This is a genomic window from Streptomyces sp. Tu 3180, from assembly GCF_009852415.1.
Taxonomy (GTDB): domain Bacteria; phylum Actinomycetota; class Actinomycetes; order Streptomycetales; family Streptomycetaceae; genus Streptomyces.
In genome coordinates this window covers 3,505,982-3,518,512 of record NZ_WOXS01000002.1, presented here as the reverse complement: position 1 = coordinate 3,518,512, position 12,531 = coordinate 3,505,982, and the positions used below count along the sequence as shown (strand labels likewise).

The following is a 12,531-nucleotide window of genomic DNA, read 5'->3' as shown; positions in this document are numbered from 1 at the left end:
CCTCTCCGCTCCCGTCTTCTCAGATTCGTCTCACCTTGCGTCACTAACGTGTGTCCACGGTGTACTCCGTCCGGACGCCGAGCGGCGTCCGGACGCTTCACTGGCGACGTGAGACGGGAGGCTGGACGTGACACGCGGAGGACAGGGGCTGGCTCGGGTGGCCGTCGTCGTACGGGCCGGGGCCGCACCGCTGTGGTGGCTGGGAGTGTGCGCGGCGGGCGTCGGGGTGCTGGTGCCCGGGCTGACCGGACGCCGGATCGGCGTCCTGGCCGGGGCCGCGCTGTTCCTGGTGGCGGCGGCCGTCGTCGGGTACGGGCGGCGGGGGCGGTACCGGGCGCTGGCCCGCTCGGCGGCCCGGGCGGGCCGGCACGACGTGCTCCAGGACCGCGCCGTGACCGCGCGCGTCTGGCGCCGCGGGCACCGCTGGTGGCTGCTGCTCGCCTTCCTCGCCGCCGTGGGCGGCGCGTTCGCGGCGCCCGCCACCGCCGGTCTGGCGCTCGCCGGGTGCGGCGTGGGCCTGTGGCTGAAGGCGGCCTGGATCGGCCGCCTGGAGCGGGCCGACGAGGTGCTGCTGTGGGTGCGCGTCGACTGGCTGGACAGGGCTGCGGGCCGCCCGGCCGGCAAGGCGGTCAAGGGCTACCGCACCACCGGCATCGCGGCGGGCGACGCGGCCCCGGGCGGCGCGAGGCGCCGGACCCCGGCGCTGGTCTGAGGGACCCGGAAGGCCGGCTCCTCGCGGTGGAGGGCGGTCCCCCGGACCGGGGGACCGCCCTCCCGCTCAGCGCGCGCGTCCCGGCACCAGCGCGTCGGGGTGGTCGCCGCCCGACTCGGTCACGATCTCCTCGACCGTCTGGGCGCGGCGGACGACCGCGAAGGAGACCCCGCCGGCCCCGTCCGGGACGAACCCGTACACGCCCGGGCGGGGGAGCGAGTTGTAGGCGTAGTGGTGGGCGAAGTAGTACGCGCCGGTGTCCAGCGCCGCCGCGTGGTCCCCCTGTTCCAGCAGCGGCAGTGCCTGTCCCCGGGCGAGCAGGTCGCCCGCGAAGCAGGCCGGTCCCGCCACGTCCTGCACGACGTCCGGCCCCTCCTTGGGCCGCCCCTCGGCGTCGTAGGCGGCGATCCGGAGCGGCCACGCCCCCGGCGCGTACACCGTCCGCGTCGCCACCTGCACGCCCGCGTGCGTCACCGCGACCGGACGCCCGCCCGCGCGCTTGGCGTACTCCACGCGGGTGAGGAGCGTGCCGTGCTTGGCCAGCAGGGACCGCCCGAACTCGGTGACCAGCCCGTACCGTCCGTCGAACAGCCCCGGCACGGTGTCGCTCAGCAGCCGTGCGTACTGCGCGTACGTGGGGCTCGTCGCGTCGGAGGCGAAGTTCACCGGCAGTCCGCCGCCGATGTCGATGGTGTCGACCTGCCGCCGCCCGGCCCGGCGGTTGATCTCCTCCGCCAGTCCGTACGCCTCCGCGACGCCCCGTGCCATCAGGGACAGCGCGACGCCCTGGGAGCCGGTGTGGGTGTGCAGCCGGGTCAGCCACGGCCGGTCCAGGTACGCCCGCACGACCCACTCCCGGGCCCCCTCGTCGCGCAGCGCCACCCCGAACTTGGAGGTCGCCGTCGCCGTGGACAGCGCCTCGATGGAGCCCCCGCCGACCTGCGGGTTCACCCGGATGCCGAGCGGTGAGGCGGTGCCCGGGGCCTCCTTCACCAGGGTGTCGAGGCGGTCCAGCTCCTGCGGGTTGTCCGCGTTGACGGCGATGCCCAGGGCCAGCGCCTCGCGCAACTCGTCCGCGGTCTTGGCGGGGGAGTCCAGCACCGTCCGCTCCGGCGGCACCCCGGCCGCCCGCACGAGCGCCAGCTCGCCGGGGCTCGCGACCTCCGCGCCGACGCCCTCCTCGTGCAGCAGCCGCAGCACCGGCACCAGGGGCGCCGCCTTCACCGCGAAGGCGTGCAGCACGGGCGTCCCGGGTGCCGTCACCGCCTCGAACGCGGCCCGCAGCCGAGCCGCCGACTCCCGGATGCCGGTGACGTCCAGGAGCCCGACGAGGGGGACGCCGGGCCCGAGCAGTCCCTGCTCCACGGCGGCCCGCACCGCCCGGTCCCGCCTGGCCGCCCGCGCCGCCGCCTCCTCCCGCCCGGCGTCCGGTCCGTCCGCGCCGTCCGCCCGGTCGTCGTGTGCCACCGCTTCCCCCGTTCCGTCCGTGATCGCCGTGTCCGTGTGCATGCGTCCAGCCAAACACCCCGCCCCCGCGCGCCGACACGCCGCCCTGTTGACTAGTTCTATTCAGGGCATGAGGATATGAATATCTGCAGTAACCGCGGGATCGCGGCCGTCCGGCCCGCGGAACCAGCCGGGAGCGAGCCACCAGGAGGCAGACCATGTCAGGACCCCGCCCACCCGTCTCCCCCCACCACCCTCGAACGAGGCCCTACGGGCCGCCCCCCGGTGGGGTCCGGGCGCCGCGCGGCACGGAACCGAGCGCCCTGGGATGGCAGCAGGAGGCCGCCCTGCGGATGCTGCAGAACAACCTCGACCCGGAGGTCGCCGAGCACCCCGACCAGCTCGTCGTCTACGGCGGCACCGGCAAGGCGGCCCGCGACTGGCGCTCCTTCGACGCCATGGTCCGCACCCTGAGGACCCTCAAGCAGGACGAGACGATGCTCGTCCAGTCCGGCCGCCCCGTCGGCGTCATGCAGACCCACGAGTGGGCCCCGCGCGTCCTGATCGCCAACTCCAACCTCGTCGGCGACTGGGCCACCTGGGAGGAGTTCCGCCGCCTGGAGGCCCTCGGCCTGACCATGTACGGGCAGATGACCGCCGGCTCCTGGATCTACATCGGCACCCAGGGCATCCTCCAGGGCACCTACGAGACCTTCGCCGCCGTCGCCGCGAAGCGGTTCGGCGGCACCCTCGCCGGAACCATCACCCTGACCGCCGGCCTCGGCGGCATGGGCGGCGCGCAGCCGCTGGCCGTGACGATGAACGACGGCGTCGCGATCTGCGTCGACTGCGACCCGCGCGCCATCGACCGCCGCATCGAGCACCGCTACCTCGACGCGCGGGCCGACTCCCTCGACCACGCCCTGCGGCTCGCCGTCGAGGCCCGCGACGCCCGCCGCCCGCTGTCCGTCGGCGTCCTCGGCAACGCCGCCGAGCTGGTCCCGCAACTGCTCGCCATGGGCGCCCCCGTCGACATCGTCACCGACCAGACCTCCGCCCACGACCCCCTGGCGTACCTGCCCGTCGGCACCGCCTTCGAGGACATGGCCGAGGCCGCCGCGAAGGACCCGGCCGGCTTCACCACCCGCGCCCGCGAGTCCATGGCCCGGCACGTCGAGGCGATGGTCGGCTTCCAGGACGCCGGCGCCGAGGTCTTCGACTACGGCAACTCCATCCGCGGCGAGGCCAAACTCGCCGGGTACGAGCGCGCGTTCGCCTTCCCCGGCTTCGTCCCCGCCTACATCCGCCCGCTGTTCTGCGAGGGCAAGGGCCCCTTCCGCTGGGCGGCCCTGTCCGGCGACCCGGCCGACATCGCCAAGACCGACAGGGCGATCCTCGAGCTCTTCCCGGAGAACGAGTCCCTGGCCCGCTGGATCAGGATGGCCGGGGAGCGGGTCCACTTCCAGGGGCTGCCCGCGCGCATCTGCTGGCTCGGCTACGGCGAGCGGGACAAGGCCGGTGAGCGCTTCAACGACATGGTCGCGAGCGGGGAGCTGGCCGCCCCGGTCGTCATCGGCCGCGACCACCTCGACTGCGGCTCCGTCGCCTCCCCCTACCGCGAGACCGAGGCGATGCTCGACGGTTCCGACGCGATCGCCGACTGGCCGCTGCTGAACGCCATGGTGAACGTGGCGTCCGGCGCGTCGTGGGTGTCCGTCCACCACGGCGGCGGCGTCGGCATGGGCCGGTCGATCCACGCCGGGCAGGTGACGGTCGCCGACGGCACCGCGCTCGCCGGGGAGAAGATCCGCCGGGTGCTCACCAACGACCCCGGCATGGGCGTCATCCGGCACGTGGACGCCGGGTACGGCATCGCCGAGTCGGTGGCGGAGCGGCGCGGGGTGCGGGTGCCGATGCGCGAGGGTGACGACCGTTGAGTTTCCACAGCATGTGGGCGGAGCTGCTGCCGATCGGCCGCAGCTCCGCCTCCGGCGGCTACCGGCGCTTCGCGTGGACCGGGGCCGACGCCGACTGCCGGGCCTGGTTCGAGCAGCAGGCCCGCTCCCGCGGGCTCGCCCACGAGACCGACCGCAACGGCAACCAGTGGGCCTGGCTCGGCGACCCGGCCGCCGGGGACGCCGTCGTCACCGGGTCGCACCTGGACTCCGTGCCCGACGGGGGCGCCTTCGACGGCCCCCTCGGGGTGGTGTCCGCCTTCGCGGCCCTGGACGAACTGCGCCGCAGGGGAGCGCGGTTCACCAGGCCCGTCGGCATCGTCAACTTCGGTGACGAGGAGGGCGCCCGGTTCGGCCTCGCCTGCGTCGGCTCCCGGCTCACCGCCGGGGCGCTCACCGTCGAGCAGGCCCACCGCCTGACCGACGGCGACGGGATCACGCTCCCGCGGGCCATGGAGGCCGCCGGCCACGACCCGGAGGCCATCGGCCCCGACCCGGAGCGGCTCGCCCGCATCGGCGCCTTCGTCGAGCTCCACGTCGAACAGGGCCGCGCCCTGGACCTGTCCGGCGACCCGATCGGCATCGCGTCCGCCATCTGGCCCCACGGACGCTGGCGGTTCGACTTCCGCGGCGAGGCCAACCACGCCGGCACCACCCGCCTCGCCGACCGGCGCGACCCCATGCCGGTCTACGCCGAGACCGTCCTCGCCGCCCGCCACGAGGCCGAACTCGCCGGTGCCGTCGCCACCTTCGGCAAGATCACCGTCGAGCCGAACGGCGTCAACGCCATCCCGTCCCTGGTGCGCGGCTGGCTCGACGCCCGCGCCGCCGGGCAGGAGGCCCTGGACGCCGTGGTGAACGGCGTGGAGAAGGCCGCCCGCGCCCACGCCGACGTCCACGGCGTCGCCCTCGGCGTCACGCGCGAGTCCTTCACGCCCGTCGTCGAGTTCGACCACGCCCTGCGCGACGAACTGGCCCGCATCCTCGGCCGGGACACCGACCCCGGCCTGCGGGTACCGGTCCTCGGCACCGGCGCCGGACACGACGCCGGAATCCTGTCCGGGCGCATCCCGACCGCCATGCTGTTCGTGCGCAACCCCACCGGCGTCTCGCACTCCCCGGCCGAGTCCGCCACCGAGGACGACTGCGCGGCCGGGGTCGCCGCCCTCGCCGACGTACTGGAAGGACTCGCCTGCACGTGACTGCCACACCGCGGACGTACTGGCTGGAGCACGCCTGGCCCGGCACCCTCCCCGGGGCCGCCGGCCCCGATCGAGCAGGGGGGACCACCGTCGAGTCGGGCGTCGCCGTGGACGTGGCGGACGGCCGCATCACCGCCGTCCGCCGGGACACCCCCGCCCCGCCGCCCGGCGCCGAGGTCCTGCGCGGTCTGACCGTCCCGGGACTGGCCAACGCCCACAGCCACGCCTTCCACCGCGCCCTGCGCGGCACCGTCCAGGTCGGCAGCGGCACCTTCTGGACCTGGCGCGAGGTCATGTACTCCGTCGCCGACCGGCTGACCCCGCAGACCTACCACGCCCTCGCCCGCGCGGTGTACGCCGAGATGGCGCTGGCGGGTGTCACGTCGGTCGGCGAGTTCCACTACGTCCACCACGCCCCCGGCGGCACCCCCTACGCCGACCCCAACGCGATGGGCGAGGCGCTGATCGCGGCCGCCGCCGAGGCCGGCATCCGCATCACCCTCCTCGACACCGCCTACCTCTCCTCCGGCTTCGGCCGGCCGCCCACCGCCCATCAGCTGCGCTTCTCCGACGGAACGGCCGAGGCCTGGGCCGAACGCTCCTCCCTCCTCAAGGAACGGGACCACGCGCGGATCGGGGCGGCCGTCCACTCCGTACGGGCCGTGCCCGCCGACCAGTTGGCGACCGTGGCGCGCTGGGCCGAGGAGCGGCGGGCCCCGCTGCACGTCCACCTGTCCGAGCAGACCGCCGAGAACGACGCCTGCCGGGAGGCCCACGGCTGCACCCCGACCCAGCTGCTGGCGCTGCACGGCGTCCTCGGGCCGCGCACCACCGGCGTCCACAACACCCACCTCACCGCCGAGGACATCTCCCTGATCGGCGGCAGCGGCACCGGCACCTGCATGTGCCCGACCACCGAGCGGGACCTCGCGGACGGCATCGGGCCGGCCGCCGCCCTCCAGGACGAGGGCTCGCCGCTGTGCCTGGGCTCCGACAGCCACGCCGTGATCGACCTGCTGGAGGAGGCGCGCGCGATGGAGCTGAACGAGCGCCTGCGCACCCGCACGCGAGGCCACTGGACGGCGGCGGCCCTGCTGCGGGCGGCCTCGGCCGACGGTCACGCGGCCCTCGGCTGGGACGGGGCGGGCACGCTGGAGCCCGGTGCGCTCGCCGACTTCACGACGATCGCGCTCGACTCGGTCAGGACGGCAGGGCCGCTTCCGCGGCTCGGGGCCGAGACGGCCGTATTCGCCGCGTCGGCAGCAGACGTGTCGCACACGGTCGTGGGAGGCCGGCACGTCGTGCGGGACGGGGCCCACACGCTCGTACCGGATGTGCCGCGGGCCCTCGCGGACGCCGTCGAAGCCCTGCGCGGATGACCCCGGACCGCCCGCCCGCGCGGCCCGGCTCCGCCCCCGCACCCGACCCCACCGCCGACCAGGCAACCGAGGACGCCATGAGCAACGCGACGACCGTCAGCCCCGCCCACTCCGCGAGCACCGCCAGCACGCTCATCACCAACATCGCCGCCCTGGTCACCAACGACCCCTCCCTCGGACGCGGGTCCCCCCGCCCGGGCACATGCGAGAGCGGGACGGGTTCCCCCCTCGGACTGGTCCGGGACGCGGCCGTCGTCATCGAGGGCGACCGCATCGCGTGGACCGGTGACCGAAGCAAAGCACCCGCCACTGACAACCGGGTCGACGCGGGCGGCCGGGCGGTGATCCCCGGCTTCGTGGACTCCCACTCCCACCTGGTCTTCGCGGGCGACCGGACACAGGAGTTCAACGCCCGGATGTCGGGGCGGCCGTACAGCGCCGGCGGCATCCGTACGACGGTGGCGGCCACCCGGGCGGCGAGCGACGAGGACCTGGAGCGCAACCTCACCCGCTACCTCGCCGAGGCGCTCCGCCAGGGCACCACGACCTTCGAGACCAAGTCCGGCTACGGCCTGACCGTCGAGGACGAGGCCCGCGCCCTGCGCATCGCCGCCCGCCACACCGACGAGGTCACCTACCTCGGCGCCCACGTCGTCGCCCCCGAGTACGCCGAGGACCCGGCCGCCTACGTGGACCTGGTCACCGGCGAGATGCTCGACGCCTGCGCGCCGCACGCCCGCTGGATCGACGTCTTCTGCGAGGAGGGCGCCTTCGACGGCGACCAGGCCCGCGCGATCCTGGCCGCGGGCAGGGCGAGGGGGCTGCACCCGCGCGTCCACGCCAACCAGCTCTCCCACGGCCCCGGCGTCCGCCTCGCCGTCGAGCTCGACGCGGCCAGCGCCGACCACTGCACCCACCTCACCGACGCCGACGTGGACGCGCTGGCGAACAGCGCGACCGTCGCCACGCTGCTCCCCGGCGCCGAGTTCTCCACCCGGGCCCGGTGGCCCGACGCGCGCCGGCTGCTCGACGCGGGCGTCACCGTCGCGCTGTCCACGGACTGCAACCCGGGGTCGTCCTTCACGTCCTCGGTGCCGTTCTGCATCGCGCTGGCCGTGCGGGACATGGGCATGACGCCGGACGAGGCCGTGTGGTCGGCCACGGCGGGCGGTGCGGCGGCCCTGCGCCGCACCGACATCGGCCGCCTCACCCCCGGCGCCCGCGCCGACCTGCTCCTCCTCGACGCCCCGAGCCACGTCCACCTGGCCTACCGCCCCGGCGTCCCCCTGGTCGCGGGGGTCTGGCGGCGCGGCGTCCGCGTGGTCTGAGCCGGGCGCTCAGAGCGCTCCGGCCCGCCACCGCTGGTCCGCCCGCCCCGCCTCCCGGGCCAGGGCGAGGAGGCCGCCGCCGGCCGGCGTCACGGCGTGGTCCGGCGCGACGGCCGGACGGATCACCCCGCGGGTGTCGACGGCGAAACGCAGGTTCTGTCCGTTGCGCCCGTCCACCGAGTCGCACTCCCAGACGCCGACGCCCCGGTCCACCGCGCCGCGGCTGTCCAGGCAGTAGTCCGGGTCGGCGGCCGACTGCAGCACGCCGCGCCCGGCGTCGAACCGCCACCGCTGGGCGGGCGAGGAGGTGCAGCGGGCGGTGACGACGTCCGTGCGGTTCTCCGGGTCGCCGTCGACGCTCAGGCACAGGCCCGAGGCGAGGTTCACCACCTGTGCGTACGTACCGCCCGGCGGCCGGTGGGCCGGTGCGGCGCGCGTGGGGGAGGGGGACGGGCGCGCGGTGCGTGACGGGCCGGGACCCTTCGTCGGCGAGGAAGACGGCGAGGAAGACGGCGAGGAAGACGGCGAGGACGACGGGGAGGGGGACTCCCGCGTCGGGGACGCGGTGGGCGACGGGGACGGCGTGGCCGTCACCGGCGGCGGGACGGGCGAGGGGGCGGCCGTCTCCGCGGCCCGCTCGGACGGCGCGTCCGCCGGGGACAGCAGGAGGAACAGCAGCGGCACCACGGCCACGCCGAGCGCCGTCGAGGCCAGCGCCAGGCGCCGCGACCGCGGCCAGGGTCCGGGTGCGGTCGCGTGGCGGGCGGCCTGCTCGGCCGGGACCGGCCCCGGGGCGGTGGCGTACGCCGTGCCCGCCCAGGGCAGCAGGCCCTCGGTGAGCGTGGTGCGCGGGTCGTCCCGCAGCGCGCACTGCTCCTCGTACGCCGCGGCGCAGTGCGCGCAGTGCGCCATGTGCGCGTGCAGGTCGGCGCTGTCGCGGGGGCGGTCGGGCCGCACGGCCTCCTCGATGAGCCGGCGGAAGTCACCGCACCGCGGATCGTCCGAGGCGGCCAGCCGGGACCGCAGGCAGGCCCGGCCCAGCGTCTGCAGCGCGGAGTCCGTGCCGTGGAGCACGTCCTCACGGGTGAGGCCGAGGAACGTCGCCGTCCGGTGCGGGGGCTCCTGTTCCACGGTGCCGTACCACAGGAGTCCCTGCGCCCGGTACGGCAGGGTCCGGAAGGGGGCGAGCAGGGGCGGGACCGGGCCGCCGGGGCCGGAGGAGCTGAGGACGAGGTGCAGCCCGGCGTCGAGTCCGCCGGCCCGTCCCTCCGCGGCCCAGGACGCGGCGGCCCGGACGGTCAGCAGCAGCAGGTGGTGGCGCAGGGGACCGCCGGGGTCGGTGCCGCGTGCGGTCTGGCGGGCGGCGAGGGTGAGGGCCTGCGCGGCGAGCTGACGCGCCGTGGACTCGCCCGAGGCGCACGCGCGGGCGTAGGCGAGCACCGAGGGGCCGTGCCGGGCGCGCAGTTCCCGCAGGGCCGCGTACGCGGCCGAGGAGTCGGCGCGCAGCGCCTCCGTCAGCCGGGTGTCGGACGCGGCGGCGTGCGCGTCGGTGTGTGCACCTGGGGGTCCGTCACCGGTCGCGCCGCCGTTGACGGTTCCGTCGCCCCGAGCCATCCACCGCCTCCTCACACCCCGGGCCGTCGCGCGGCGGCCCGGTCCGGCTTCCCGACCTACCGGCCGGTTCGGCGTGCCCATAGTGGAGGAGGAAGGTGCGGGGGAAAAGGGGTGACCGTGGGTAATGAGGAGCGTCCCGCGTCCGGCGGGCACCGGACGTCCTCCCGGACACCGGGCACCCACCGGGCGCGGGACGCGGCCCCGTCACTCCTCGACGGTCAGCCCCTTGCGCAGCTTCACCAGCGTCCGCGACAGCAGGCGCGAGACGTGCATCTGGGAGATGCCCAGTTCCTCGCCGATCTCCGACTGCGTCATGCCCGCGACGAAGCGCAGGGAGAGGATCCTCCGGTCCCGCGGCGGCAGTTCGGCGATCAGCGGCTTCAACGACTCGACGTACTCGATGCCCTCGAGCCCGTGGTCCTCGTAACCGATCCGGTCGGCCAGCGCGCCCTCGGTGTCGTCCTCCTCCGGCTGGGCGTCCAGCGAGGAGGCGGTGTAGGCGTTCGACGCCGCCATGCCCTCGACGACCTCGTCGCCGGTGATGCCCAGGCGCTCGGCCAGTTCGGCCACCGTCGGGGCCCGGTCGAGCTGTTGGGCCAGCTCGTCGCCGGCCTTGGCCAGGTCGAGCCGGAGTTCCTGAAGCCGGCGCGGAACGCGCACGGACCACGAGGTGTCGCGGAAGAAGCGCTTGATCTCGCCGATGATGGTCGGCATCGCGAACGTGGGGAACTCCACACCGCGCGACAGTTCGAAGCGGTCGATCGCCTTGATCAGGCCGATGGTGCCGACCTGGATGATGTCCTCCATCGGCTCGCTGCGCGAGCGGAAACGGGAGGCGGCGAACTTGACCAGGGCGAGATTGAGTTCGACGAGCGTGTCGCGCACGTACGAGTACTCGTGGGTGCCTTCCTCCAGCGACTCCAGGCGCTCGAAGAGGGTCTTGGACAGAGCCCGTGCGTCGACCGGGCCCACCTCGTCGTACGGGGGGATCTCCGGAAGTCCGGCGAGTAGGTCGTCCGGGACGGCGCTCGCGTCGTCCTGCTCGATGGGATCCAGATGTTCCGGGGAGGGTGCCGACGTCGCTTTCGGGGTACGCGATGCGTCGAGCCGGGGTGACATGATGTCCTCCATCGTTCTCGGCATATGGCTGCCGAAGCCGATACGTGCACTGCGGTGTGCGGCGCCTCCAAAGCCGGCCGTGTCGGGTACGTGTTCCTACTAGCCCTACCCGCTTCCCCAAGCCCGCCGCAAGTGCGTTCTGTTGGGGTATGTCTGTTTCTGTGTGATTGTTCGGGTGTCGGAGTGCGGCCGGAAGGCGTAATGTTCGAGGGCGTCAGCAAGCAGCCACGACGTCGGGAGAGAGAGACGGCATGGACCGCGGGACGGTCGGCAGCGCACAGTCGGGCCGGCTTCTGGTCGAGGTGCGAGAAGAGGGCCCCAGTGCCGTCGTGACTCCGGCGGGTGAGTTGGACCACCACACCGCCGACCTGTTGCGTGAGCCACTGGAGGACTGCCTCGCCAAGGGATTCAAGCGGCTTGTCATCGACTGCTCCCGGCTGGAGTTCTGTGACTCCACGGGGCTGAACGTGCTGCTCGGTGCCCGACTGAAGGCCGAGGCCGCCGGGGGCGGTGTGCATCTCGTGGGGATGCAGCCCGTGGTCGCGCGCGTGTTCGAGATCACGGGGGCGGACGCGGTGTTCACCGTCCACGACACGCTCGAGGAGGCCCTGGCCGACGATTCCGCGTGACCCGCGGGCGGGCCGACGGGCCGCCCCGGTCGTCCCGGCGAGCGGCCGGCCCCCTTCCGCCCGGCCTTTTCGTTCGAATACAGGGGTGTTCCGCCGGTCCGCTCGGGCAGGAGACATCCTGGACGCGCCGACGGCGGTGGTCGCCAGGGCGCCGAGAACCGAACGTGCCGCGCGCGCGTGACTGACTGCGTACCGACTTTTTTGAATCGTGAACTGGTGAATCGGTGAGGTGAAGCGCTGATGAGCACCACCCGGCCCTACTCGCCGGGCGACCGCGGTCCGGAGCCCAGCGGCGCTTCCGGGGTCCCCGGGGGCGGCGCGTCGGCGACGGGCGCGCCCGACGGGGGCCTGGCCGCGCCGACCGTGCCGCCGGCGCCGTCCGGGCCGCCGGGGGGCGGTCAGGTCCGTCGGCTGAGCTTCGACGACCAGAGCGGCGTCGTCCCGCTCGCCCGCGACTTCACCCGCCAGGCGCTGTACGCGTGGGGCTGGCTGCCCGCGGCCACCGCCGACCAGCGGGCCGCCGCGGAGGACGTCCTGCTCGTCGTCTCCGAGCTGGTCACCAACGCCTGCCTGCACGCCGAGGGGCCGGACCACCTGGCCATCACCTGCGACAACAAGGTGATCCGGATCGAGGTCACCGACCGGGGCGCGGGCCAGCCGGCTCCGCGCACCCCGCACCGGGCGGGCCGGCCCGGCGGTCACGGCATGTTCATCGTGCAGCGGCTCTGCCTGGACTGGGGGGTCGTACGGGCCCCGGGCGTCGCGGGCAAGACGGTCTGGGCGGACCTCGGGGCCCCCGCCTAGCCCCACGCGGCCCCTCGCCGCCTCTCCGCACGCCGGATCACCAGGGACCCGGCGCGTGCCGTGTCTCCCCTCACGCCTCCGGACACCCCCGGGCTCTCCCGCGCCCCCGGGCACCCCCGGGCTCTCCCGCGCCCCCGGGCACCCCCGGGCTCTCCCGCGCCTCCGGGCCCCCCCGGGCTCTCCCGCGCCTCCGGGCCCCCTCGCGCCGCTCCTCACGCCTCCGGACCTTCACGTCCCTGGACCCCCACACCTCCGGGCACGTCCCGACGCCCCCCGAGGTCCCGTCAGGGGAGAGCGGCGGGGAACCCGTCGACGCCCCCGTCCGGTCCCGCGGCTCCCCGGG

The 12,531-nt window shown here is 75.1% G+C and carries 10 protein-coding genes; 7 read left to right on the top strand and 3 right to left on the bottom strand.

Features of this window, described 5'->3' with window-relative positions; all coding sequences use genetic code 11:
- The first annotated feature begins 127 nt into the window (after positions 1 to 127).
- Complete coding sequence (locus GL259_RS16610; protein WP_159533548.1) at positions 128 to 712, top strand: hypothetical protein; 585 nt, start codon at positions 128 to 130, stop codon at positions 710 to 712.
- A gap of 66 nt (positions 713 to 778) precedes the next feature.
- Here GL259_RS16610 and GL259_RS16605 read toward each other — a convergent pair whose 3' ends face one another.
- Positions 779 to 2,221 carry a diaminopimelate decarboxylase gene (locus tag GL259_RS16605; RefSeq protein WP_159533546.1) on the bottom strand — a complete coding sequence of 481 codons (1,443 nt, stop codon included), beginning with the start codon at positions 2,219 to 2,221 and terminating at the stop codon, positions 779 to 781.
- A 155-nt stretch (positions 2,222 to 2,376) separates the two neighbouring features.
- Between GL259_RS16605 and hutU the strand changes: the two genes are divergently transcribed.
- From hutU to hutI, 4 genes are read left to right on the top strand one after another with little or no spacing between them, the layout of a single operon-like run.
- Positions 2,377 to 4,095 carry a urocanate hydratase gene (hutU, locus tag GL259_RS16600; RefSeq protein WP_159533544.1) on the top strand — a complete coding sequence of 573 codons (1,719 nt, stop codon included), beginning with the start codon at positions 2,377 to 2,379 and terminating at the stop codon, positions 4,093 to 4,095.
- Complete coding sequence (locus tag GL259_RS16595) at positions 4,092 to 5,315, top strand: allantoate amidohydrolase (RefSeq protein ID WP_159533542.1); 1,224 nt, start codon at positions 4,092 to 4,094, stop codon at positions 5,313 to 5,315. The genes hutU and GL259_RS16595 overlap by 4 nt, the downstream gene beginning before the upstream one ends.
- Positions 5,312 to 6,694, top strand: a complete 1,383-nt coding sequence (locus GL259_RS16590; protein ID WP_159533540.1) for a formimidoylglutamate deiminase — start codon at positions 5,312 to 5,314, stop codon at positions 6,692 to 6,694. The genes GL259_RS16595 and GL259_RS16590 overlap by 4 nt, the downstream gene beginning before the upstream one ends.
- Entirely contained in the window at positions 6,691 to 8,022 is a 1,332-nt protein-coding gene (gene hutI / locus GL259_RS16585; RefSeq protein ID WP_159533538.1) for an imidazolonepropionase, read from the top strand. Before GL259_RS16590 ends, hutI begins: the two co-directional genes overlap by 4 nt.
- Positions 8,023 to 8,031: 9 nt before the next feature.
- Here hutI and GL259_RS16580 read toward each other — a convergent pair whose 3' ends face one another.
- Both GL259_RS16580 and GL259_RS16575 read right to left on the bottom strand, forming a co-directional pair.
- Positions 8,032 to 9,636 (bottom strand): RICIN domain-containing protein, encoded by a 1,605-nt coding sequence (locus GL259_RS16580; RefSeq protein WP_159533536.1) that lies wholly within the window; start codon positions 9,634 to 9,636, stop codon positions 8,032 to 8,034.
- A 204-nt stretch (positions 9,637 to 9,840) separates the two neighbouring features.
- Entirely contained in the window at positions 9,841 to 10,767 is a 927-nt protein-coding gene (locus tag GL259_RS16575) for an RNA polymerase sigma factor SigF (protein WP_166461511.1), read from the bottom strand.
- Between the two features lie 239 nt (positions 10,768 to 11,006).
- Between GL259_RS16575 and GL259_RS16570 the strand changes: the two genes are divergently transcribed.
- Both GL259_RS16570 and GL259_RS16565 read left to right on the top strand, forming a co-directional pair.
- Positions 11,007 to 11,384 carry an STAS domain-containing protein gene (locus GL259_RS16570; RefSeq protein WP_159533534.1) on the top strand — a complete coding sequence of 126 codons (378 nt, stop codon included), beginning with the start codon at positions 11,007 to 11,009 and terminating at the stop codon, positions 11,382 to 11,384.
- A gap of 240 nt (positions 11,385 to 11,624) precedes the next feature.
- Positions 11,625 to 12,188, top strand: a complete 564-nt coding sequence (locus tag GL259_RS16565) for an ATP-binding protein (protein WP_159533532.1) — start codon at positions 11,625 to 11,627, stop codon at positions 12,186 to 12,188.
- Positions 12,189 to 12,531: the final 343 nt, after the last annotated feature.

Bases quoted from the DNA above. Each gene is read 5' to 3' on its own strand.
- GL259_RS16565 (WP_159533532.1), top strand. From the start codon at position 11,625: ATGAGCACCACCCGGCCCTACTCGCCGGGCGACCGCGGTCCGGAGCCC.
- hutU (WP_159533544.1), top strand. From the start codon at position 2,377: ATGTCAGGACCCCGCCCACCCGTCTCCCCCCACCACCCTCGAACGAGG.
- hutI (WP_159533538.1), top strand. From the start codon at position 6,691: ATGACCCCGGACCGCCCGCCCGCGCGGCCCGGCTCCGCCCCCGCACCC.
- GL259_RS16605 (WP_159533546.1), bottom strand. From the start codon at position 2,221: ATGCACACGGACACGGCGATCACGGACGGAACGGGGGAAGCGGTGGCA.
- GL259_RS16580 (WP_159533536.1), bottom strand. From the start codon at position 9,636: ATGGCTCGGGGCGACGGAACCGTCAACGGCGGCGCGACCGGTGACGGA.
- GL259_RS16570 (WP_159533534.1), top strand. From the start codon at position 11,007: ATGGACCGCGGGACGGTCGGCAGCGCACAGTCGGGCCGGCTTCTGGTC.
- GL259_RS16575 (WP_166461511.1), bottom strand. From the start codon at position 10,767: ATGGAGGACATCATGTCACCCCGGCTCGACGCATCGCGTACCCCGAAA.